This is a genomic window from Pseudomonas sp. Irchel 3H7 (genome assembly GCF_900187605.1).
Lineage (GTDB): Bacteria > Pseudomonadota > Gammaproteobacteria > Pseudomonadales > Pseudomonadaceae > Aquipseudomonas.
This window is the reverse complement of record NZ_FYEA01000001.1, coordinates 90,710-113,623: the sequence shown is the minus strand read 5'-3', so window position 1 is coordinate 113,623 and position 22,914 is coordinate 90,710. Positions and strand designations below refer to the sequence as shown.

Below are 22,914 nucleotides of genomic sequence, written 5' to 3'. Positions count from 1 at the left end.
ACGGCGGGGGGATCGGCGGCCTTTAGGCGCTTATCTTCCTGCCCGTTTTGAGCAAAGCTCAAATCAGTCTAAAAACTCTGATTCAAGTCCACGAGGCTTTGCTAGGCTCAAAGGTGTAGGCGAAGACGCAGACTGATGCGCAATCGGATAGCAAGGGGGCGTGGGGCGCGCTCCGAAAGGTACACGGTTAGAAAGATCTCCGCGCTGAGATCCAGCCCTTATGCCGTGTGAAGCAGCCGAGGCACTAACTTTCAATTTGACCCGGTACTGTGGGAAGCCCGATAAACCTTGTAAGCCAGAGACCAGCACTGGCCGCCTACTCGAACAGCAAAGCCCGCTTCGTGCGGGCTTTGTCGTTCTTGCCAGGTCAGATCGATTGCAGCGCTTGCGCCAGGTCGGCGCGCAGGTCTTCAACGTCTTCAACGCCCACCGACAGACGCACCAGGCCATCGCCAATCCCCAGTTTTGCGCGGGTATCAGCCGGAATGGTTGCGTGGGTCATGATCGCCGGGTGCTCGATCAGGCTTTCCACGCCGCCGAGACTTTCCGCGAGGGCGAAGATCTTCACGTTCTCGAGGAAACGGCGTGCACCGTCCAGATCACTGTTCAGATCCACGGAAATCATCCCGCCGAAACCGCGCATCTGGCGCTTGGCCAACTCATGCTGTGGATGCGAGGCCAGCCCCGGGTAGTAGACGCGTTTGACCTGCGGCTGCTGTTCCAGCCACTGCGCCAGATCCAGTGCGTTGCTGCAATGACGCTCCATGCGCAATGCCAGGGTTTTCACCCCGCGCAGGGTCAGAAACGCATCGAACGGCCCGGCAATCGCACCGACGGCGTTCTGCAAGAAGCCCAGCTTCTCGGCCAGTTCCTGGTTCTGGCCGACCACGGCGATCCCACCGATCACATCGGAGTGGCCGTTCAAATACTTGGTGGTCGAGTGCAGCACGATGTCGAAACCCAACTCCAGCGGCCGCTGAATATATGGGCTGGCAAAGGTGTTATCGGCCACGCTGATGATCCCGCGTGCACGGCAGATACGGGCGATAGCGGCGAGGTCCGACAGGCTCAGCAGCGGGTTGGTCGGTGACTCGACAATCACCAGGCGTGTGTCGTCCTGCAGCGCCGCTTCGAACGCCGCCAGGTCAGTCAGATCGACGTAGCTGAAACGGTGTCCGGCACTGCGCTGACGGACCTTGTCGAACAGGCGGAACGTGCCGCCGTACAAGTCATTGCCGGAGATGACGTGCGAACCGGCATCGATCAGTTCGAGCACCGTGGAAATCGTTGCCAGCCCGGAAGCAAAGGCAAACGCCTGAGTGCCGCCTTCCAGGTCCGCCACGCAGCGTTCCAAGGCAAAACGCGTCGGGTTGTGCGAGCGGCCGTAATCGAAACCCTTGTGCACGCCGGGGCTGTCTTGCAGGTACGTGGAGTTGGCGTAGATCGGCGGCATCAGCGCGCCGGTGGTCGGGTCCGGCGTCTGCCCGGCGTGGATCACCCGGGTCGCGAAGCCTTGGGATTTATCGTCGTGCTGACTCATGCGAGGGATCTCCGTAATTGGTTGAGCATGTCGGTGCGAGTGATCAGGCCATGGAAGCCCGATGCATCGGCAATGATCGCGACGAGGCCACGGCTGAGCACCGTTTCCAGCTCGGCAAGGCTGGCGCCAGGGGCAAGGGTTTGCAGTTTGTCGGTCATCACGCTGGAGACGGATTGGCTGAAGCGCGCGGCGTCTTCGTGCACCGCCAGCAGGATGTCGGATTCGTCGATCACACCGACCAGTTGCTTGCCTTCCACCAGCACCGGCAATTGCGAAACATCCGCCAGGCGCATGCGCTGGAACGCGGTCAGCAGGGTGTCGTCAGGGCCGACGCTGATCACGCGGCCGTCCTCGAAGCGGCGGGCGATCAGGTCACGCAAATCACCGTAACCCTTGCGCTGCAACAGGCCTTGATCGGTCATCCACTGGTCGTTGTAGACCTTCGACAGATAGCGCGTACCGGTGTCGCAGACAAAACTCACCACGCGTTTCGGCTCGGTCTGTTCGCGGCAATAACGCAATGCGGCGGCGAGCAGGGTGCCGGTCGAGGAGCCGCCGAGAATGCCTTCGGCCTTGAGCAACTGACGGGCGTGGTCGAAGCTTTCTTCATCGCTGATCGAGTAGGCGTGGCGCACGCTGGAGAGGTCGGTGATCGATGGAATGAAGTCCTCACCGATGCCTTCCACGGCCCATGAGCCGGGCGTCGGCAGCGAGCCATCGCGGCTGTATTGCGCCATCACCGAACCGACCGGGTCGGCGAGGACCATTTCCAGATCCGGCTGCACGCGTTTGAAGAAGCGGCTCAGACCGGTCAGCGTGCCGGCCGAGCCGACACCGACAACGATGGCATCCAGATCATGTTCGGTCTGCGCCCAGATCTCCGGCGCGGTGCTGCATTCGTGGGCCAACGGGTTGGCCGGGTTATTGAACTGGTCAGCGAAAAACGCGCCGGGAATGTCTTTTGCCAAACGGGCGGCGACGTCCTGGTAATACTCGGGATGACCCTTGCCGACATCGGAGCGGGTGATGTGCACTTCGGCACCCATGGCCTTCAAGTGCAGGACTTTCTCGGTGGACATTTTGTCCGGTACCACCAGCACCACGCGATAGCCTTTGGCGCGGCCTACCAGGGCCAGACCCAGGCCGGTGTTGCCGGCGGTGGCTTCGACGATGGTGCCGCCGGGTTGCAGACGACCATCACGCTCGGCGGCGTCGATCATCGCCAGACCGATGCGATCCTTGATCGAACCCCCAGGGTTCTGCGATTCAAGTTTGAGAAACAGTGTGCACGGCCCGGTATCAAAGCGGGTGACCTGCACAAGCGGAGTGTTGCCTATCAGCCCAAGTACGGCAGGGCGTGATTCCTTTGACATTTCTTCACCTCTTGGTGGTGTTGATCGCGTTCCAATCGCGGGGAAAAGACTCGCGTGCAACATAGGCTCAGACATCAGCTGTCGCAACCTTTAGTCGGTCGCCAATTCAGCCATTTCGATCTAACGATAGATCGAAATCAAAGACCTGCCGGGGCGGGTTCGAGAGCGTTTACACAGAGGCGTCATCGAGTTTTCAAAGGGCGTCTTCATGGCGACGAACAGCTTGAATTGCCGACAAGTTTCCCGCCGCAAAAAACGTTCAGCCGTGCCAAACGCTCTCACCTCGGAGTGTTTTCAGGAGACAGACTGCGATCATTTGATCATGAGGGAAACTTGTGTTGATCAAGATTAAATTGAGTTTGTCTCACTAGCGACCACTGCCGACAATGGCCGCCATCAACAGAACACTGGAGTTGTTTGTTATGGCACTGGCCCATTCCCTTGGATTTCCGCGCATCGGTCGCGACCGCGAACTGAAGAAAGCGCAAGAGGCGTTCTGGAAAGGAGAACTGAACGAGGCAGGCCTGCGTGAAGTCGGTCGCGAGCTGCGCAAGGCCCACTGGGACTTGCAGAAAAACGCTGGCATCGAATTGCTGCCGGTCGGCGATTTCGCCTGGTACGACCAGGTGCTGACGCACTCGCTGATGTTCGGTGTGATCCCTGAGCGCTTCCGCCCGCACGATGGCAAAGCCAATCTGCACACCCTGTTCGCCATGGCCCGTGGCGTCAGCGACAGTTGCTGCGGCGGGGCGCACGCCCAGGAAATGACCAAGTGGTTCGACACCAACTACCACTACCTGGTCCCGGAATTCAGCGCTGATCAGCAGTTTCAACTGGGCTGGGAGCAGTTGTTCGAAGAGGTCGAAGAAGCCCGTGCGCTGGGCCACAACGTCAAACCGGTGATCATTGGCCCGTTGACGTATCTGTGGCTGGGCAAGGCCAAGGGCGCCGAATTCGACAAGCTGGAACTGCTTGATCGCTTGCTGCCGTTGTATGGGCAGATCTTCGCGCGCCTCGCTGCTCAAGGTGTCGAGTGGGTACAAATCGACGAACCGATTCTGGTACTCGACCTACCGCAGGAATGGAAGAACGCTTTCGAGCGTGCCTACAACCAGATTCAGCGTGATCCGCTGAAAAAACTGCTCGCCACGTACTTCGGTGGTCTGGAAGAAAACCTCGGTCTGGCGGCGAACCTGCCGGTCGACGGTCTGCACATCGATCTGGTGCGCGCCCCGGAGCAGTATCCGACCATTCTCGATCGTCTGCCGGCCTACAAGGTGTTGTCCCTGGGCGTGGTCAACGGCCGTAACGTCTGGCGTTGCGATCTGGAAAACGCCTTGGCGACGTTGCGCCATGCCCATGAGCGTTTGGGTGATCGCTTGTGGGTGGCGCCGTCCTGCTCGCTGCTGCACAGCCCGGTGGATCTGGGCCGCGAAGACAAGCTCGATGCCGAGTTGAAAAGCTGGTTGGCCTTCGCTGTGCAGAAGTGCGAAGAAGTGGCGATTCTGGCGCATGCCGTCAATGAACCCGAAGCGCCGAAAGTGCTGCGCGCACTGACCGAAAGCCGTTCGGTGCAGGCTGCGCGTGCCGCTTCGCCGCGTATTCACAAACCGGCTGTTCAGGCCCGTGTCACCGCGATTACGGCCAAGGACAGCCAGCGTCAGTCGCTGTTTCCCCAGCGCATCGCCAAGCAGCGTGCCGGTCTGGATCTGCCGCTGTTCCCGACCACGACGATCGGTTCTTTCCCGCAAACCGCATCAATCCGCCTCGCTCGCCAGTCGTAAAACAAGGCAAGCTGACCGAAGCCGAATACACCGAAGCCATGCACAGCGAAATTCGCCACGCGGTGGAAATCCAGGAACGTCTGGGCCTCGATGTGCTGGTACACGGTGAAGCCGAGCGCAACGACATGGTCGAGTACTTCGCCGAGCAACTCGACGGCTACGTATTCACCCGGTTTGGCTGGGTGCAGAGTTACGGTTCGCGCTGCGTCAAACCGGCAGTGATCTTCGGCGACCTCAGCCGCCCGAAAGCCATGACCGTGGAGTGGATCCGCTACGCTCAAGGCCTGACCGACAAGGTCATGAAAGGCATGCTGACCGGGCCGGTGACCATGCTGATGTGGTCGTTCCCGCGTGAAGACGTCAGCCGTGAAGTGCAGGCGCGGCAACTGGCGCTGGCGATTCGTGATGAAGTGGTGGATCTGGAAGCCGCCGGCATCAAGATCGTGCAGATCGATGAAGCGGCGTTCCGTGAAGGTCTGCCGTTGCGTCAGGCGCAGTGGCAGCATTATCTGGACTGGGCGACAGAAGTGTTCCGCCTGTGCGCCTCCGGTGTGCGCGACGAAACGCAGATCCACACGCACATGTGCTACAGCGAGTTCAACGATGTGATCGAGTCCATCGCAGCGATGGATGCCGACGTGATCACCATCGAAACCTCACGTTCCGACATGGAGTTACTGGAGGCCTTCGAAGCCTTCGCTTACCCGAACGACATCGGCCCAGGCGTCTACGACATCCACTCGCCACGCATCCCGGATGCTTCGGAAATGGCTGATCTGCTGCGCAAGGCTGCCAAGCGTATTCCGGCCGAGCGGCTATGGGTCAACCCGGACTGCGGCCTGAAAACCCGTGGCTGGCCGGAGACGGAAGCGGCGCTGGTGCATATGGTCACCGCCGCCCGGCAATTGCGTAAAGAGCTGGCCTGACACCTTAACCACCTGAATAAACACAACCCCTGTAGGAGTGAGCCTGCTCGCGATAGCGGTGTGTCAGTCAAATCATCGGTGACTGACACACCGCTATCGCGAGCAGGCTCACTCCTACAGGGGTTGTGTATGTATTTTCAGAAACGGGAATTCTCATGGCATCGCCGAAAAGCTGTTGCTACTGTGCCCAGCCGCATCCTAGGTATTTGCCGCTACATGAGTGATCAACCCGTTATCCAAACCGTGTCCGACGCAGACATTCCCGAGATGCTGGATTTTGTTCTAAGCGCCCGTGCCGAGCTTTTCCCCAAGCTCAGCGCGACCGGCATGCCCGACGATCTGGCGCGGTTTGCCGAGGTTTATCTGCGTGGGGCAGGGCGCTTTCTGATCGCTCGTCACGAAGGGCAGATTGTCGCCTCAATCGGCTATCTCCCTTACGACCGACGCTTCCCGCACTTGCTCTATCCGGACCTTAAAGTGGTGGAAATCGTCCGTCTGTTTGTCCTGCCATCACAGCGCCGCTCAGGCCTGGCCGGTGCGCTGTATCGATCACTCAAAGACCTGGCACTCGCCGACGGAGTTGAAGTGATCTACCTGCATACTCATCCATTTCTGCCGGGCGCCATCGCGTTCTGGCAGCGCCAAGGCTTCGAGATTATCGATGTCGACGCTGACCCGGTCTGGCAAACAACCCACATGCACAATCTCATGAGTGAAACCGAAGAATCTGCGCCCCATCGAACGGGTCCGTCAGGTAATGCGCCCTGACCCCGAAAGTGTCTTGTAAGCGCTGCGGTGTCAGCACTTCCAGCGGCGCGCCTAGCGCCACCAGCCGCCCGCGCTCCAGCACCGCCAGACGATCACACTTCAACGCCTGATTAAGATCATGCAGAGCGATCAACGTGGTCACCGGCAACGCCTGCACCACGTTGAGAATGGTCAGTTGATGCTGAATGTCGAGGTGGTTGGCCGGCTCGTCCAGCAACAGAATCTGCGGTCGCTGCGCCAGGGCGCGAGCGATATGCACCCGCTGTCGCTCACCACCCGACAGGCTGCGCCAGAGACGCGTGCGCAGGTGCGTCGCGTCAACGTCGGTGAGCGCCTGCTCGACGATGGCATTGTCCGCCGCCGACCACGGTTGCAGCGCCGACAACCACGGCGTGCGCCCCAACGCCACGGCATCGAACACGCGAATGCCGTCGTCGGTGTCGGCCTGTTGTTCGACCACCGCCAGCTTCTGCGCAATGCTGCGCCGGGCCATTTTGCCGAGACGCTGACCTTCGAGCAGCACCTCGCCGGCGCTCGGTTCACGCAGCCCTGCCAGCAACTTCAACAGGGTGGATTTGCCCGAGCCATTTGGCCCGACGATACCCAAGGTTTCGCCGCGCCGGACGTCAAGGCTGACACCGTTGAGCAACTCGGCGCCGCGTACCTTGAAGCTCAGACCAGAACAACTCAGAACACTGTTCATCGCGCGGACCTGCGGCCAACCAGAATCAAGGCGAACACCGGCGCACCGACCAGCGCGGTAATCACCCCGACCGGAATCACCTGACCCTTGATCAGCGTGCGCGACAGCACATCAGCAGCAATCAAAAACACCGCGCCGCCCAAGGCACTGGCCGGCAGCAATCGCGCATGACCCGTACCGAGCAACAGCCGCGCGGCGTGGGGAATCACCAGTCCGACAAAACCGATCGAACCGACAATCGACACCATCACCGCTGTCACCAACGCCGCGCAGCCAATCAGCAGAATCTGCACGCGCCGCACCGGAATGCCGAGGGATGCCGCCGAATCCGCGCCAAAGGTAAACGCATCCAGCGCCCGCCGATGCCACAGGCACACGACCAGTCCCAGCACGGCAACCGGCACTGCCAGCCACACCGATGGCCAGCGCACACCACCAAGATTGCCCAGCAGCCAGAACATGATGCCGCGCGCCTGTTCGGAGCTGGCCGAACGAGTAATCAGAAACGCCGTCAGGGCATTGAATAACTGCGAACCGGCGATCCCGGCAAGAATGATCTGCCCGGTGCCGCTGGCCGAACCGCTGACTCGCGCCAGCAGAATCACCAGCACGAACGCCGTGACCGCGCCGGCGAATGCACCGACTGACAATGAGATCATCCCCGCGCCAACGCCAAGCAGCGCGACCATCACCGCCCCGGTCGAGGCGCCGGCAGAAATCCCCAGCAAGTAGGGATCGGCCAGCGGATTACGCAGCAGCGACTGCAAAATCACCCCGCACGTCGCCAGACCGGCACCGCACGCGGCTGCGACCAGCGCGCGGGTCAGGCGGTAGTTCCAGACGATGCCTTCATCGATAGGATCCAGCGCGTATCCGGCGCCCCACAATTTGTTCGCCAGCACTTGCACGACCACGCCCGGTTCAATCGATGTCTCACCAATGGCCACGCCCGCAACCACTGCAATCAACAGCGTCGCCAGGGCCAGCAACGTACGGATCAGGCTGGCACTCATTGCGACAGGTCATAGCCGTTGATGGCCGTGGCCAGTTGCTCGATGCCGTCGAACATGCGCAGGCTTGCCTGCATGGCCATGGCGTCGAGAATGATGATGCGGTTGTGTTTCACCGCGTCCATGTTGCGTGTCACCGGGTCGCTGCGCAGAAAGGCGAGTTTCTTTTCATAGTCGTCAGCGGGGAAGCGTCGACGATCCATGCGCGCGATCACAAGGAAAGTCGGGTTGGCCTTGGCGATGGTTTCCCAGCCGACTGTTGGCCACTCTTCATCGGACTGCACGACGTTGCGCACGCCGAGGGTGCTGAGCATGAAATCGGGAACGCCTTTGTGCCCGGCCACAAATGGCTCGATGTCCATTTGTGCGCTGGAGAACCACACCAGCGCGCTGGCGTCCTTGAGTTGTTTACCTTGGGCGGTGGCAATCGACTTGGCGAGGCTGGCCTTGAGTTGATCATTGAGTTGCTGGCCACGCTCCTGCACATCAAAGATTTGCGCCAGTTGGCTCACGCTTTTGTAAATCGTCTCGATGCGAAACGGCGCCAGTCGCGTGCCGTCGGCGCCGACGAGGTTGTCCTTGGCTTCGCAATCGGAGGGCAGCAGGTAGGTCGGAATCTTCAATTCATGAAATTGCTCACGGGTGCCGACCGCGCCTTGCGGGCCGACCATCCATTCCAGCTCCACGGCGACCAGTTCCGGGCGCTTGCCGATCACCGACTCGAAACTCGGTTCGTTGTCGGCCAGGCGTTCGATCTTGTCGTCCTGCGGCTTGTACTTGGCCAGCACATTGTTGAACCACAGTGAGGTGCCGACGACTTTATCGCCCAGGCCCATGGCGTAGAGCATTTCCGTGCCGGCCTGGCCGATGGTCACGGTGCGCGTCGGTGCGTGTTGGAAATTGAGGGTGCTGCCGCAGTTTTCGATCGTCAGCGGATAGACCGTCGGTGCCGCTTGCGCCATGGCGCTAAGGCTCAGGCCGGTGATGAGGGTGGCGATGCGGGGCAGCAGCATGGGGCAGTCTCCAGGGGAACCGTACGGGGAGCGGGAGAGTACGGATCGGAAACACACCATCGAACGCGGTCAGGGGAACTGCGCAAGGCCGGTCATCAAAAGCAGAAGTACACGGCACGATGTCCTTCCCGGACACCCCGCCGGTTAGTAATCACTGTGCCGGCAGGTCTCCTGACTGATGCGTCATCGCCTGGCTCCGGCCTTCCCGGGATTCACCCAGTGGCAGTCGTGGAGCAGGCTCGGCACCTACAGTTGCGGGGGCAGTTCCGGTCAATGCTGTGCAAGCACCTCGGATTCCCTGTTAGTCCCGTTCGGGAACCAGCGGCGGCATGGTAGTCGATCAAGCCGCTGAAGGGGAGACGAATCTGTTGCGGCGAGGATTAGTGCTGGCTCATCAAACCGTGCAACACGCCTAAACGCAGGCCCGGTTCGGAGGGCAGCATTTGCGCGATGCCGAACACTTTGAACGCCGCCAGCATCAACACCAGACCGCCGGGCAGAATGCTCTGGCGATGGGGTTGCAGGCCGGCGAGCTTGAGCTGTTGCACGTTGTTCACTTTCAGCAGAAGTAACGACAGGCGCAGCAGACCGCCGTAGGTGATGCCGTCCTGGCCGAAGTCGTTGAGGCGATTGGCCTTGAGCACTTTGGCCAGCATGCGTGCGGTGCCGGAAGAGCCGATGGTCTGCTGCCAGCCTTGCGCGCGATAGCGCTTGGCGACGTGTTCAAACTGCAGGATGGCGAAGCGTTCGGCCTCCTGTAGCGCGCCGGCGGACACATCGCCGCCGCGAAAGAATCGCGTGCTCAAGGTGCCGCTGCCGATGGCGATGCTTTCGGTTAACAACGGTTGTGAGCCCTGGCCGAGGATCAGCTCGGTGGAGCCTCCGCCGATGTCGACCACCAGGCGCAGGTCGTCGGCGCTGGGCAAGGCGTGAGTTACGCCGGCGTAGACCAGCCGCGCCTCTTCATGGCCGCAAATGACGTCGATGGGAAAGCCCAGATGCCGCTCGGCACTGGCCAGAAACAGCTGCGCGTTATCCGCTTCACGCACCGCACTGGTCGCCACCGCACGCACCCGGCCGGCCTCGAAACCGCGCAGTTTCTTGCCGAATCGCGCCAATGCCTGCCAGCCGCGATCCAGTGCCAGTGCATCCAGCGCACCGCCATCAAAGCCTTCGGCAAGCCGCACCGGTTCACGCAGGGTTTTCACTTCCTGAATCTGCAGGCCCTTTCGACTGCGCACCGACTGGCCGATCATCAGGCGAAAGGCATTCGAACCCAGGTCGATGGCGGCAAACAGCGAGGCGTCGTCTTTCATGGGAATCCTTGCAGAGCATCCGTCGCGAGGCTCAATACGGTTTGCGAGGATTCTGCCGTGATCTTGATGACATCCTGATGACGGGGCAGGGGCGGTTCAATGAATTTGCGGCTGTCATGACACTGTCATTATCCGGCGTCTATGCTGAGGCCAATACATCGCGTGTTCTTAAAGTTTTTGCTGCCGAATTTGGCAGCTTTTTTTTGCCCGCGATTTGGCAATGCCGCGAACTGATCGTTCCCACGCTCCGCGTGGTAATGCCTCTAGGGACGCTCCGCGTCCAGTGACGCGGAGCGTCACGGGCTGCATTCCCACGCAGGAGCGTGGGAACGATCAGCGTGTGTGTTTGCAATTTTGGTGGATGCTTGGCTAATATACGATCCATATACACATCGTATCGGATTCATATATGGGCATCGTAAAGATTTCAGAGGACATGCACGAGAACCTGCGCATCTCCAGCAATGCGCTCAGCCGCTCGATCAACGCGCAGGCCGAGCACTGGATGCGCATCGGCATGCTCGCCGAACTGCACCCCAACCTCGACCACAGCGCCATTTGCCGCTTGCTGATCCGCGCCGAACAGAACGGCGGGCTGGATCTGCAACAACTGACTCAGGAAGCCGTCAGCGCATGAGAAACCAGATCAAGATCAACACCCCGGCCGACATCGCTCAATCGCGCGCCGCCGGCAAACTCGCCGCCGAAGTACTGGCGATGCTGGTGCCGCACGTCAAGGCGGGCGTCACCACTGATCAACTCGACAAACTGTGCAACGACTACATCGTCAATGTGCAAAAAGCAGTGCCGGCCAACGTCGGTTATCACGGTTTTCCGAAAACCGTCTGCGCCTCGGTCAACGATGTGGTGTGCCACGGCATCCCGTCGGGCACACCGCTGAAGGATGGCGATATCGTCAACCTCGACATCGCGGTGATCAAGGATGGCTGGTTCGGTGATACCAGCCGCATGTACGTGGTCGGCGAGGCAACACCTGAAGCGCAGCATCTGATCAAGACTACCTATGACGCCATGTGCGCGGGTATTCGCGTGGTCAAGCCGGGCGCCACCTTGGGCGATATCGGCCACGCGATCCAGACGTTGGCGGAAAAGGAAGGCTTCAGCGTCGTGCGTGAGTATTGCGGGCACGGGATCGGCAAGGTCTATCACGATGAACCGCAAATCCTGCATTACGGCTTTCCCAATCAGGGCATGAAGTTGAAGGCGGGGATGATTTTTACCGTGGAGCCGATGCTCAATGCCGGCAAGCGCCATGTGAAGAACATGCCCGATGGCTGGACGGTGCTGACCAAGGATGGCTCGTTGTCAGCGCAGTGGGAGCATATGGTGGCGGTGACGGAGACGGGCTTCGAAATCCTCACCGCATGGCCGGATGAAATCGAAGGCTATTCCCCGATCACCTAAACACCATAAACCCTCTGTGGGAGCGAGCTTGCTCGCGAAGAGGCCGTGTCAGTCACCAACAATTTTGAATGACACAGCGCATTCGCGAGCAGGCTCGCTCCCACAGTTGGAATGCACTCCTGTAGGAGCTGTCGAGTGAAACGAGGCTGCGATCTGTTGATCTTGTTTTTAACAGCAAGATCAACAGATCGCAGCCTGCGGCAGCTCCTACAAGTTATGTGGTGTGTGCAGGGACGCTTTGCAGCCAATCAAGCACCTCATCCCACAACGGCTGTGCGCTTTCGCGGAAGTAACCCATGTGCCCGTACGGTTTGCTGCCCAGTGGCGGCTGCAAATCCAGCAATGTCAGCGGTGCATTCACCATGGCTTTGACAAACGCATCGCGCGAACGCGGCGGCGCCCACGGATCATCGACCGACGTGGCGAAAACGCATGGCGTTGTGACTTCGGCGTAGAGCGCATGCAGATGGCTCATCTCGGGGTCGTCGAAGTAGTAGTGGGGGAATTTGCACCAGCGTTTCCAGTCGTTGTAAACACCCAGCGGCAAATCATCGCCCATGCCCAGCATGCTCCAGGCCATGTAGCCTTTGCGGGCGACAATCACCGGCAGCACAAACGTCCACATCAGACGGATTTTCCAGGCCTCGGCTCTGGACATCCAGCCGCTCCATCCCGCACCACTGCCCAAGGTGTAGCAAGCCGTCAGGGCGTGGTGATTGGGCAACAGACCAATCGCGTGACCACCAAACGAATGGCCGACCCAATACAACGGCAACGCTTCCTGGCTTAGCAGGTCCACTGCCGCCGCCAGATCCTGATAAGCCCAATCCAGATAAGACATCTCAAAGCCTTTGAGGGAAGCCGGCTTCGATTCACCGATGCCCCGGTAATCGAGGGTCAGGACATTGAAGACCTGACGCGCTGCATGCTCGGCAAAGCGCCGATAAAAACGCTGTTGCACCCCGGTGGCGCCGGCCATGATCAGGTTGCCTTTGACCGCGCCCGGCGCGCTGTAGCGCTTGGCTGACAACGGATAACCATCGCGGGCAATGAGGGCGATGTCCTGTCTCTGGATCGATTCGGTGAAGGCTGCGGCCATGGTGTTCATGAAATTGTTCCGAGTGAGTTGAGCAAAGCCTTCAGCGACCTTTGAACTGCGGTTCGCGCTTTTGCATCATCGCCATGACGCCTTCGCGGACATCCTCGGTTTTGATCAGGGCCAGCAGTTGTTCATCAAGCTTCGACAGTGCCGCATCGTCACCCTGATCCTGCGCCAGAAACGCCGATTGCAGCGTCGCCTGAATCGCCAGAGGCGCAGCCTTGGCAATGCGTTCGGCGTACTCGATGGCGCGTGCCAGAGTCTGGCCGGGTGCGACCACTTCGGTCAGCAGGCGCATGTGCAGGGCGGCAGTGGCATCGAACTCTTCCCCCGTGAGCATGTAGCGCATGGCGGCGGTCCAGCCCGCTGCGCGGGTGAAGCGCACGGTGGAACCGCCGGCGGGTGAGATCCCGCGCAACACTTCCAGATGAGCGAAACGGGCATTGGTGGCGGCAATGCTGATGTCGGCGTTGAGCATCAATTCGATGCCCGCCGTCCAGCAAATGCCTTCAATGGCAACCACCACCGGTTTACGCCTGCGCGGTTTGGAAACGCCCCATGGGTCGATGCCTTCTTCAGGATACTTGAAGGCGCCTGACACCAGTTTTGGCGTCAGTTCCATCAAGTCCAGACCCGCAGTGAAGTGCTCGCCATGGGCGAACAGCACGGCGCAGCGCAGTTCGTCATTGCGCTCATACTCGCCGATGGCCAATGCCAGGTCCGTCAGCATTGCACTGTCGAATGCGTTGCGTTTGCCGGCGCGATCCAGACCGATCAAAAACAACTGACCGCGTTGTTCGCGGGTGACTCGGCCGGGGCCACTGTTGGCTTCGTTCATCTCTGCTCTCCCTGATTTTTTGTCGGCGGCCAGTTACTGACCATCCGTTCGGTAAATAGAAACTAAACGAACAGTTGGTAACCGTCAAATTGAGAAGGGCAGGCTTATGTCATAGAATCACCGCCAGTTATCCGGATCAGGAAATACTCGTGCGACCGTTGAAAATCCCCCGTGAAGAGCTGCTTCTGCGGTGCGCCAATACCTTCAAGCGCCTTGGCTATCATGGCACCACCATGGACGTGCTTGCTGCCGCCTGCGGCTTCACCAAGGCGTCTTTCTATCACCACTACCCGAATAAGGAAGCCTTGCTGCGTGACGTGCTGGACTGGACGCATCAGGTAATTAACCAGACCCTGTTTGCCGTAGCTTTTGATGAAAAACTCAGCCCCGAAGAACGCCTGACAAAAATGGGGCGTAAGGCGGCGAGGCTGTTTCAGGATGACTCGATCGGTTGCCTGATGGGTGTGGTGGCGGTCGATGCGGCGTACGGCAAAAGTGAACTGCTGGAGCCGATTCGCAGCTTTTTCGATGCATGGGCCAAGGCGTTTGCGCATTTGCTGGAAGGCCAGGTCGATGAGGGACAAGCCTTGCTGACCGCTCGACAATGGGTGGCGGATTACGAGGGGGCGATTCTGCTGGCTCGGGTCTATGGTGACGCGGCTTACATCGATGCGGTGACGCGTCGGGCGCTGGAACACTTGAGTGCCTGTCAGGCAACGACATAAGGCTTACGCGCTGTGTGTTGTGTCCTCGACAGTGTCAGCCACGACGCACACTGACTTTTTATCCAATCAGGGAGCAACACCATGAGTCCAATCACCCCGGCCGTGATGGCCGATCTCGCGCCCGACGGCGTGCTGCATGCCGCGATCAACTTCGGTAACCCGGTGCTGGCGCAGCGCAGGGCGGATGGTGCGCCGCAAGGTGTCTCGGTGGCTTTGGCGATAGCGCTGGCTGCCGAGTTGGGTGTCGAGTTGGAGATGCGTACGTTTGATGCGGCGGGCAAGGTTTTCGCGGCGCTGGAGGAGGGCGTGTGGAACCTGGCATTCCTCGCCATCGAGCCGGTGCGTGAGGCGCAGATTGCGTTCAGCGAGCCGTACGTGATCATCGAGGGGACTTATCTGGTCGAGGTGCAGTCGGCGTATCGCCAGGTCGAGGATCTGGATCAGCCAGGATTGCGACTGGCCGTTGGCAAAGGCGCAGCCTACGACCTGTTCCTCAGTCGCACGCTGCAGCACGCACAATTGGAGCGTGCCGAAACCTCGGCGGGTGCCGTTGACCTGTTTATCGAGCAACACCTGGATGCCGCCGCCGGTGTCCGTCAGCCATTGCAGAAAGTCGCGGATGCCGACGCGCGTTACCGCGTGCTGGACGGCGCATTCACGGCGATTCGCCAGGCCATGGCGGTGCCCCGTGGGCGGGAGGCAGGCGCAGCGTATGTGCGGGCGTTCGTCGAGCGCAAGAAGGCTGAAGGGTTTGTCGCTGCAGCGCTGGCCGAGAGTGGACAGGGCGATGTGACGGTGGCGCCTTGAGACAAAAAAAAGAGCCACCGCAGCCCGACGCTGGGGTGGCCCTGAGGGGGACATTCTTGAAATGACGGCAGACCCTGTGGGAGCGAGCTTGCTCGCGAATGCGGTGTGTCATTCAACATTGTTTGTGACTGACACGGCCCCTTCGCGAGCAAGCTCGCTCCCACATTTGGAATGTATTCCTGTAGGAGCTGCCGCAGGCTGCGATCTTTTGATCTTGCTGTTAAAAACAAGATCAAAAGATCGCAGCCTGCGGCAGCTCCTACAGGGGATTTCAGTGAGAACCGGCGGCCTTGTTGAGGTCGCTTTCGGTCCATTCGGTGTAGACGCAGGCATCAGCGGTGGCCCAGCGTACTTGCACTGGGTCGCCAGCCTTGAGCGGCATGCCGGCGGCTGACAATGCTTTCACCGTCATCGACGTGCCGCCCGAGGTGACTACGCTACAGGTCTGGCTTTCACCGAGGAACAAAACCTCCACAACCTTCGCTGAGACCTCGTTCCAACCCGACGGCAACGGTTCGCTGATCGCCTGCGCGACGCTCAACGCCAGTGCCTTTTCCGGCCGCACCATCAGCAAAACGTCCTGATCGGTGTGCAACCCAGCGGTCAGTCGAATCGACAACGACTGCCCCTCAAAACTCGCCGCCGCATTGCCCTGCGCCTTGAGTTTGAGGAAGTTCGAGTTGCCGAGGAACGAGGCGACAAACGCATTCGGCGGATTCTGATAAAGGTCATAACCGCTACCCAGACCAACAATCTTGCCGTGACTGAAAATCGCGATGCGTTGCGACAAGCGCATGGCTTCTTCCTGATCGTGGGTCACGTAAACAATGGTGATGCCCAAGCGCCGATGCAGTTGGCGCAATTCATCCTGCAGATCTTCACGCAGCTTTTTATCCAAAGCACCGAGCGGTTCGTCCATCAACAGAATGCGTGGCTCGTAAACCAGCGCCCGGGCAATGGCGACACGTTGTTGTTGGCCGCCAGACAGTTGCGAAGGGCGGCGATGGGCGAACTGCTCAAGCTGCACCAGTTTCAACATGGCATCGACGCGCTTGTCACGCTCAGCCGTCGCCAGTTTGCGAATCGCCAAGGGGAAGGCGATGTTGTCGCGCACCGACAAATGCGGGAACAGCGAATAGCGCTGGAACACCATGCCGATATCACGCTTGTGCGGCGGCACATTCACCAGCGACTGACCGTTGACGAGGATTTCGCCACTGCTCGGCGTTTCAAATCCGGCGAGCATCGACAGCGTGGTGCTTTTACCCGAGCCGCTGGAGCCGAGGAAGGTCAGGAACTCGCCGTCCTTGATGTCCAGCGAAATGTTGTCGACGGCAGCAAAGTCGCCGTAATGCTTGTTCAGGTTGCGCAGGCTGACGAGAGGTTTGTCGTTCTGCTGGGAAGCGTCTTTGATCACGGCACTCATGTCGTACTCCTGGCGCTCAGGCGCTGATTTCGTTGCGCCGGCGCAGCGCGGCGGCGATGACCATGACCAAAACAGACAAGCCGATCAGCAGCGTCGAAGCGACGGCGATCACTGGCGTCAGGTCCTGGCGCAGGGTGGTCCACATTTTCACGGGAAGGGTTTGCAGGGTGGGACTTGCCATCATCACGCTGAGCACCACTTCGTCCCACGAAACGAGGAAGGCGAAGAGGGCGCCGGCAACCATGCCCGGGCGAATCGCCGGGAACGTCACCTTGAACACCGCTTGCAGGCGCGAGGCACCGCAGATCACCGCCGCGTCTTCAATCGACTGATCGAACAGCTTCAGCGAGTTGATGATCGAGATGATGGTGAACGGCAGCGCGACGATCACATGGCTGACGACGAAGGCGAACATCGTCCCGGTGTAACCGAGCTTGAGGAACAGCGCGTACACCGCCACGGCAATGATCACCAGCGGCACGATCATCGGCAGGGTGAACAGGCCGTAGAGCATTTCCCGGCCGGGAAAACGTCCGCGCACCAGCGCAAACGCAGTCGGCAGACCGAGGGCCACGGCGCAGATCGTCGTCAGCACAGCAACCTTGAGGCTGGCGGCAGCGGCGTTCATCCAGTCCGGGTTGGAGAAGAACTGGCCGTACCATTTCAGCGTCCAGCCCGGCGGCGGGAATACCAGCCACTGCGAGGAGCCGAACGACAGCAGCACGATAAACACGATCGGCAACAGCAGGAACAGACCGATTAGCCCGGTGGTTGCATACAAGCCGAAGCGCATGCGCCGGCTCATCGCATTTGGGGTCAGGAGCATGTCGGCTTACCTCGCGTTACTGGCGCCAACCGGGGATTCCGGCTGAAGCTTCAGGTAGAAGTGGAACAGCACCAAAGTGATCGCGATCAGCAACGCTGCGCCAGCACTGGCCAGGCCCCAGTTGAGGAACGATTGCACCTGCTGAATGATGAACTCCGGCAGCATCATGTTCTGCGCCCCGCCGAGCAGCGCCGGGGTGACGTAGTAACCGAGCGACATGACGAACACCATCAAGCCACCTGAGGCCAGACCCGGCCGGCACAGCGGCAGGAACACCCGGAAAAAGTTGGTCCATGGACTGGCGCCGCAGATCGAACCGGCCTGCAGAATCATCGGGTCGATGGCCTGCATGGTCGCCTGCAACGGCAGGACGATGAACGGGATCATGATGTAGCTCATGCCGATCACTACGCCGGTGAGGTTGTGCACCATCTCCAGCGGCTGATCGATGATGCCCAGCGCCATCAAGGCCTTGTTGATCACGCCGGACGCTTGCAGCAACACCAGCCACGAATAGGTGCGGGCGAGCAGGCTGGTCCACATCGACAGCAGCACGATGTTGAGAATCCAGCGCCCCCAGCCACGCGGCACCAAGGTGATCGCCCAGGCCAGTGGAAAGCCCAGCAGCAGGCTGAACAGCGTTACCAGCCCGGCCACCGAAAAGGTGTTGAGCAGCACTCGGGCGTACGCCGAGTTGGCAAACAACTGTTCATAGTTGCCAAGGCCCGGTGTCGGTTCGAGCACGCCGCGCAACAGCAGGCCAATCAACGGCGCGAGAAAGAACAGACCGATGAACAGCAGCGCCGGCACGAGGTTGCCGGCGCCGCGCCAGCGTTGTCTGAGGGACGGGGTTTGCTGCATCGCAACCGCCTGTGTTCCGTGGGCCGAACCGGCAGCGCCGGTGGCGCTCCCGGTGGCAGTGGAGGGACGGGACGCGGTGGCCGCCATTTTCATTTGACCAGCCATTCGTTCCACCGTGTCGCGATGGCCTGGCCGTTTTTGGCCCAGTACGCGAAATCAAGAGTGATCTGATCCTTAGCGTAGGCAGTCGGCAGGTTGGGGGCCAGCGTCGAATCCAGACGCTCCACACTGTCGAGGTTGACCGGGGCGTAGGCGGTCAGGTTGGAGAAGTCGGCCTGGCCTTTGGCGCTGCTGGCGGCGGCCAGAAACTTCATCGCCGCGTCCTTGTTTTTCGAGCCTTTGGGGATGACCAGAATGTCGGCCATGACCAGGTTCTGTTTCCAGCTCACGCCGACCGGTGCGCCGTCTTCTTGCAGTGCGTGAATGCGGCCGTTCCAGAACTGGCCCATGCTCGCTTCACCGGACGCCAGCAGTTGCTGCGACTGCGCGCCGCCGCCCCACCAGACGATGTCTTTCTTGATGGTGTCGAGTTTCTTGAAGGCGCGATCCAGATCCAGAGGGTACAGCTTGTCGGCCGCGACGCCGTCGGCCAGCAGCGCCAGTTCGAGCACGCCAGGGCTTGGCCATTTATACAGGGCGCGTTTGCCGGGGTAGGTTTTGGTGTCGAACAGGGCGCTCCAGTCCTGCGGCTTGTTGGCGCCGAGTTTGCCCTCGTTGTAGCCGAGAACGAAGGAGAAGAAGAACGAGCCGACGCCGTGATCGCTGACGAAGCGCGGGTCGATCTTGTCGCGCTGAATGACTTTGAAATCGAGGGGTTCGAGCAGGCCTTCAGCGGCGGCGCGCAGGGCGAAATCGGCTTCGACATCGACCACGTCCCACTGCACGTTGCCGCTCTCGACCATGGCTTTGAGTTTGCCGTAGTCGGTCGGGCCGTCCTGCACGACGGTGATGCCGCTGGCCTTGCTGAAAGGATCAGCCCAGGCCTGTTTCTGCGCATCCTGGGTGCTTCCGCCCCAGCTGACGAAGTTCACGCTTTCGGCAGCCATTGCAGCCTGGCCGGTGACGCTGAGCAGTCCCGCAAAAAAGATCGCGGTTGCAGCTTTGTTCAACACCATTTTTACGCCCTCATTGTTGTGTTTTTGAGCGGGCTTGCGTTGTTGCCCGCCTGTCGGGAGCAGTAGCTGGACGTTCGTTGGAGTGTCCGGTCTATGGAATATCATATTATGGTATTCCAAACTTTGTGCAAGCACTTTGCCTTACCGGTTATCTGGCGGTTGATGGTTTTCACTTGAGAGATGTGTAGAAATTTCAGATTCAGCCCCTCACCCCAGCCCTCTCCCAATGGGAGAGGGGGAAAGGGAGCAGATTTTCATGCTGTTCAAAACCGAGTCCGACCCGGTATTGGAAAGGGAGCCGATTTTTGTGCTGTTCAAAACCGAGCTCGATTGGGTATTAGAAAGGGAGCAGATCTTCATGCTGTTCAAGGCCTGAGTTCGACTCGGAATCTCAGGTCGGCGTATAGCGACTAAACAACTCGGTCGGCTCCCTCTCCCTCCGGGAGAGGGCTGGGGTGAGGGCAGCTTTATTCAGTGAACGGAATGCTTTCGACCACTTCCAGGTCATAGCCGGTCAGCCCTGCATATTTGAGGGGAGGGCCCAAGTGACGCAGTTTGCCAACCCCCAGATTCTGCAGAATCTGCGCTCCAGTCCCCACTTCCGAATAAATCCGCGATTGCGAGCGACTGAACTGCCTTGGCGGCTGGGTCAATTGCGGCACCCGCTCCAGCAACGCCTGCGAAGATTCATGATTGGCCAGCACCACAACAACCCCATGTCCCTCAGCCGCGACCCGTTGCAGCGCCGCCCACAGCGTCCAGTTCGTCGGCCCGCTGTATTCGGCGCCGACCAGATCACGCAGCGGATCGATCACATGCACACGCACCAGCGTCGGTTCCTCACGGCGCAAATCACCCATGACCATCGCCATGTGCACGCCGCCCTCGATGCGATCCTCAAAGGTGATCAAACGGAACGTGCCATGCACTGTCGGCAGCTCACGTTCGCCAATGCGTTCAATGGTGTGTTCGGTGCTCAGGCGATAGTGGATCAGGTCGGCGATGGTGCCGATCTTGATCCCGTGTTTGCGCGCAAACACTTCCAGATCCGGGCGACGGGCCATGGTGCCGTCGTCGTTCATCACCTCGACGATCACCGAGGCCGGGGTAAAACCAGCAAGGCGCGCCAGATCGCAGCCTGCTTCGGTGTGGCCGGCGCGGGTCAGTACGCCTCCTTCCTTGGCGCGCAGCGGGAAGATGTGGCCGGGCTGCACCAGATCTTCAGCGCGGGCATTCGGCGCGACGGCGGCGGCCACGGTGCAGGCGCGATCCGCCGCCGAAATGCCAGTGGTCACGCCAACCGCCGCTTCAATCGACACGGTGAACGCAGTGCTGAACACGCTGCCATTGGCCGGGACCATTTGCTCCAGGCCCAAACGCTGGCAATGTTCGTCAGTCAGCGTCAGGCAGATCAACCCGCGCGCTTCACGGGCCATGAAGCTGATCGCCTCAGGCGTGCAACGGTCGGCTGCGAGCAACAGGTCGCCTTCGTTTTCGCGGTCTTCGTCATCGACCAGCAAAACCATTTTGCCGAGGCGATAATCTTCGATGATTTCTTCGATGCTGTTGAAGGCCATGCTGGACTCTCAGGGTTCGTTGGAAATATATTGGTATACCATAATACAAAATCAACAAAGAGGTCACTATGAAGGCGTACTGGATTGCTCACGTGGATATAGCCGATGCCGATCATTACAGCCAATACACCCAGCGCGCGCCGGCGGCGTTCGCCGAATTCGGCGCGAAATTTCTGGCGAGGGGCGGGCGCAGCGAAGCGATGGAAGGGCGCAAGACGCCGCAGCGCAGCGTGGTGATCGAGTTCGAGAGCTATGAGAAGGCTGTGGCGTGCTACCACTCGGCGGCGTACCAGGAAGCGAAGAGTTATCGCGAAGAATGGGCGAGGGCGGAAATCATCATCGTCGAAGGTATCGCCCCAATTTAAGACTCACCGTATTTGATCGTTCCCACGCGGAGCGTGGGAACGATCAGACAGGGGGAAAGGTGGTGATCAGCGGATAAAGTGGATCTTGCCGCTGTCATCATTGCCCATGTAAATCCCATACACCCCAGCCTGACGCTCTTCGATATAGCGCTCAAGAATCTGCCGGATCGCCGGGTAATAAATTTGCTCCCACGGAATGTCTTCAGGCGCGAAGAACTTGTAATCCATGGTCTCCGGCCCGTACTGCCCGGTGATCTCCAGCGCGATCGCACGGAAGATGATGTACACCTCGCTGATCTTCGGCACGCTGAAAATCGAATATGGCGAGACGATTTCCGCACGCACGCCGCTTTCTTCCCAGACTTCACGGATCGCCGCTTGCTCGGTGGTTTCGCCGCTTTCCATGAACCCTGCGGGCAGCGTCCAGGTGCCCGGGCGCGGGGGAATCGCCCGTTGGCACAGCAGGTATTTGCCATCCTGCTCGATGATGCAGCCGGCGATGATCTTCGGATTGACGTAGTGGATGTAGCCGCAGCCACGGCACATCAGGCGCTCGTGCGTATCGCCCGCCGGTATCTGCTGACCAAGGTCAGGGCCACCGCATTTCGGGCAATAGCTCGGGCTGAACATATCAGTGACCTATACGGGGTTCTTTCAGCGCGATGGGCAGAGTGATCGGTGGCGTAGCGCCGGTCTCTTCCTGCTTGCGCTTGAGATAGTCGAGCGCTACCGCAGCGGCAGCGCGAACGTGATCGACACAGGCCTGATGCGCCGCCAGCGGATCGCCGCTCTTGATCGCTTCGACCATTTTTTCCATTTCCTGATTACTCGCGCCGCGACGGTTCTCCTGGGAAACCGAGGTCGCGCGCAGGTAGCTGATGCGCGCCTGCAACTGACGCAACTGAGTCGCCGCCACGTGGTTGCCCGAGCCTTCGAGCAGCACGTCGTAGAAGCCCTGTACCGAGTCGATCACCTGTTGCAGTTCGCCGTCCTTGAGCGCCTTGCGGTTCTCGTCGAGGGCTTTTTCCAGGGCTTTGATGTCCTTGGCTTTGGCGCGCAGGGTGAACAACTGCACGATCAGGCCTTCGAGCACACAACGCAACTCGTAGATATCGACGGCATCGGCGAGGGTGATGATTGCTACACGCGGGCCTTTCGCATCGGCGAACTCGACCAGACCTTCGGATTCCAGGTGACGCAAGGCTTCACGCACCGACGTACGGCTCACGCCGAGGCGATCGCACAGATCGCGTTCGACCAGACGATCGCCGGGCATGAGCTGGAAATTCATGATCGCGCTACGCAGTTTATCCAGCACGATTTCGCGCAGAGTAACGGGGTTGCGATTGACCTTGAAGCTGTCGTCGAGTGGCTGGCGTTTCATGGGGTCCGCTCTTTCGGTTGGCTGTCCATGCCA

The 22,914-nt window shown here is 60.1% G+C and carries 22 protein-coding genes, 1 pseudogene and 1 riboswitch; of the genes and pseudogenes, 8 read left to right on the top strand and 15 right to left on the bottom strand.

Annotation, left to right across the window (positions count from 1 at the left end; genetic code table 11):
- Positions 1-367: 367 nt before the first annotated feature.
- The gene (locus CKW38_RS00450) at positions 368-1,540 is read right to left on the bottom strand and encodes a cystathionine gamma-synthase (protein WP_007918059.1); all 1,173 of its coding nucleotides are present in this window, start codon (positions 1,538-1,540) and stop codon (positions 368-370) included.
- On the bottom strand, positions 1,537-2,913 hold the full coding sequence (locus CKW38_RS00445; protein ID WP_095111476.1) for a pyridoxal-phosphate dependent enzyme: 1,377 nt from the start codon (positions 2,911-2,913) through the stop codon (positions 1,537-1,539). Before CKW38_RS00445 ends, CKW38_RS00450 begins: the two co-directional genes overlap by 4 nt.
- Positions 2,914-3,335: 422 nt before the next feature.
- On the opposite strand from CKW38_RS00445, the pseudogene metE reads away from it, so the two are divergent.
- Together metE and CKW38_RS00435 are read left to right on the top strand one after the other, a co-directional pair.
- Positions 3,336-5,623: pseudogene (metE, locus tag CKW38_RS00440) on the top strand (5-methyltetrahydropteroyltriglutamate--homocysteine S-methyltransferase).
- 216 nt (positions 5,624-5,839) lie between these two features.
- Positions 5,840-6,391: a GNAT family N-acetyltransferase gene (locus CKW38_RS00435; RefSeq protein ID WP_176472270.1), complete on the top strand. Its 552-nt coding sequence runs from the start codon at positions 5,840-5,842 to the stop codon at positions 6,389-6,391.
- On the opposite strand, the gene CKW38_RS00430 is transcribed toward CKW38_RS00435, so the two are convergent.
- The 4 genes from CKW38_RS00430 to CKW38_RS00415 all read right to left on the bottom strand — a co-directional run bounded on the left by CKW38_RS00430 (position 6,330) and on the right by CKW38_RS00415 (position 10,433).
- Positions 6,330-7,094: an ABC transporter ATP-binding protein gene (locus CKW38_RS00430; RefSeq protein ID WP_095111474.1), complete on the bottom strand. Its 765-nt coding sequence runs from the start codon at positions 7,092-7,094 to the stop codon at positions 6,330-6,332. The two genes, CKW38_RS00435 and CKW38_RS00430, sit on opposite strands and share 62 nt — an antisense overlap.
- On the bottom strand, positions 7,091-8,095 hold the full coding sequence (locus CKW38_RS00425; RefSeq protein ID WP_176472269.1) for an iron ABC transporter permease: 1,005 nt from the start codon (positions 8,093-8,095) through the stop codon (positions 7,091-7,093). The genes CKW38_RS00430 and CKW38_RS00425 overlap by 4 nt, the downstream gene beginning before the upstream one ends.
- A gap of 8 nt (positions 8,096-8,103) precedes the next feature.
- A complete protein-coding gene (locus CKW38_RS00420; RefSeq protein ID WP_095111472.1) occupies positions 8,104-9,117 on the bottom strand; it encodes an ABC transporter substrate-binding protein in 1,014 nt (337 codons plus the stop codon).
- Positions 9,118-9,260: 143 nt separating this feature from the next.
- A riboswitch (cobalamin riboswitch) is annotated at positions 9,261-9,455 on the bottom strand.
- A 42-nt stretch (positions 9,456-9,497) separates the two neighbouring features.
- Entirely contained in the window at positions 9,498-10,433 is a 936-nt protein-coding gene (locus CKW38_RS00415) for a Ppx/GppA family phosphatase (RefSeq protein ID WP_095111471.1), read from the bottom strand.
- An 8-nt stretch (positions 10,434-10,441) separates the two neighbouring features.
- On the opposite strand from CKW38_RS00415, the gene CKW38_RS30085 reads away from it, so the two are divergent.
- The 3 genes from CKW38_RS30085 to map all read left to right on the top strand — a co-directional run bounded on the left by CKW38_RS30085 (position 10,442) and on the right by map (position 11,858).
- Entirely contained in the window at positions 10,442-10,720 is a 279-nt protein-coding gene (locus CKW38_RS30085; RefSeq protein WP_176472258.1) for a hypothetical protein, read from the top strand.
- Between the two features lie 122 nt (positions 10,721-10,842).
- Positions 10,843-11,070 (top strand): ParD-like family protein, encoded by a 228-nt coding sequence (locus CKW38_RS00410; RefSeq protein ID WP_007918027.1) that lies wholly within the window; start codon positions 10,843-10,845, stop codon positions 11,068-11,070.
- Complete coding sequence (gene map / locus CKW38_RS00405) at positions 11,067-11,858, top strand: type I methionyl aminopeptidase (RefSeq protein WP_095111470.1); 792 nt, start codon at positions 11,067-11,069, stop codon at positions 11,856-11,858. The genes CKW38_RS00410 and map overlap by 4 nt, the downstream gene beginning before the upstream one ends.
- Positions 11,859-12,072: 214 nt before the next feature.
- Here map and CKW38_RS00400 read toward each other — a convergent pair whose 3' ends face one another.
- Positions 12,073-12,966 (bottom strand): alpha/beta fold hydrolase, encoded by an 894-nt coding sequence (locus CKW38_RS00400; RefSeq protein WP_095111469.1) that lies wholly within the window; start codon positions 12,964-12,966, stop codon positions 12,073-12,075.
- A gap of 31 nt (positions 12,967-12,997) precedes the next feature.
- Positions 12,998-13,795, bottom strand: a complete 798-nt coding sequence (locus CKW38_RS00395; RefSeq protein ID WP_095111468.1) for a crotonase/enoyl-CoA hydratase family protein — start codon at positions 13,793-13,795, stop codon at positions 12,998-13,000.
- Between the two features lie 149 nt (positions 13,796-13,944).
- Between CKW38_RS00395 and CKW38_RS00390 the strand changes: the two genes are divergently transcribed.
- Both CKW38_RS00390 and CKW38_RS00385 read left to right on the top strand, forming a co-directional pair.
- Positions 13,945-14,520 (top strand): TetR/AcrR family transcriptional regulator, encoded by a 576-nt coding sequence (locus CKW38_RS00390; protein ID WP_095111467.1) that lies wholly within the window; start codon positions 13,945-13,947, stop codon positions 14,518-14,520.
- An 81-nt stretch (positions 14,521-14,601) separates the two neighbouring features.
- Positions 14,602-15,327: a transporter substrate-binding domain-containing protein gene (locus CKW38_RS00385; RefSeq protein WP_095111466.1), complete on the top strand. Its 726-nt coding sequence runs from the start codon at positions 14,602-14,604 to the stop codon at positions 15,325-15,327.
- A gap of 271 nt (positions 15,328-15,598) precedes the next feature.
- Here CKW38_RS00385 and CKW38_RS00380 read toward each other — a convergent pair whose 3' ends face one another.
- From CKW38_RS00380 to ribBA, 5 genes are all read right to left on the bottom strand, one after another.
- Positions 15,599-16,753, bottom strand: coding sequence for an ABC transporter ATP-binding protein (locus CKW38_RS00380; protein ID WP_095111465.1), 1,155 nt, complete (start codon positions 16,751-16,753; stop codon positions 15,599-15,601).
- 16 nt (positions 16,754-16,769) lie between these two features.
- A complete protein-coding gene (locus CKW38_RS00375) occupies positions 16,770-17,579 on the bottom strand; it encodes an ABC transporter permease (protein WP_007918021.1) in 810 nt (269 codons plus the stop codon).
- 6 nt (positions 17,580-17,585) lie between these two features.
- Positions 17,586-18,533, bottom strand: a complete 948-nt coding sequence (locus tag CKW38_RS00370) for an ABC transporter permease (RefSeq protein ID WP_176472268.1) — start codon at positions 18,531-18,533, stop codon at positions 17,586-17,588.
- Positions 18,530-19,555 carry an ABC transporter substrate-binding protein gene (locus tag CKW38_RS00365; RefSeq protein ID WP_007918009.1) on the bottom strand — a complete coding sequence of 342 codons (1,026 nt, stop codon included), beginning with the start codon at positions 19,553-19,555 and terminating at the stop codon, positions 18,530-18,532. The genes CKW38_RS00370 and CKW38_RS00365 overlap by 4 nt, the downstream gene beginning before the upstream one ends.
- 467 nt (positions 19,556-20,022) lie before the next feature.
- Complete coding sequence (gene ribBA / locus CKW38_RS00360) at positions 20,023-21,132, bottom strand: bifunctional 3,4-dihydroxy-2-butanone-4-phosphate synthase/GTP cyclohydrolase II (protein ID WP_095050094.1); 1,110 nt, start codon at positions 21,130-21,132, stop codon at positions 20,023-20,025.
- 68 nt (positions 21,133-21,200) lie between these two features.
- Between ribBA and CKW38_RS00355 the strand changes: the two genes are divergently transcribed.
- Positions 21,201-21,497 carry a DUF1330 domain-containing protein gene (locus CKW38_RS00355; protein ID WP_095111463.1) on the top strand — a complete coding sequence of 99 codons (297 nt, stop codon included), beginning with the start codon at positions 21,201-21,203 and terminating at the stop codon, positions 21,495-21,497.
- A gap of 66 nt (positions 21,498-21,563) precedes the next feature.
- On the opposite strand, the gene CKW38_RS00350 is transcribed toward CKW38_RS00355, so the two are convergent.
- Positions 21,564-22,127, bottom strand: a complete 564-nt coding sequence (locus CKW38_RS00350; RefSeq protein ID WP_095111462.1) for an NUDIX hydrolase — start codon at positions 22,125-22,127, stop codon at positions 21,564-21,566.
- 1 nt (position 22,128) lies between these two features.
- Positions 22,129-22,881 carry a GntR family transcriptional regulator gene (locus tag CKW38_RS00345; protein ID WP_095111461.1) on the bottom strand — a complete coding sequence of 251 codons (753 nt, stop codon included), beginning with the start codon at positions 22,879-22,881 and terminating at the stop codon, positions 22,129-22,131.
- Positions 22,882-22,914: the final 33 nt, after the last annotated feature.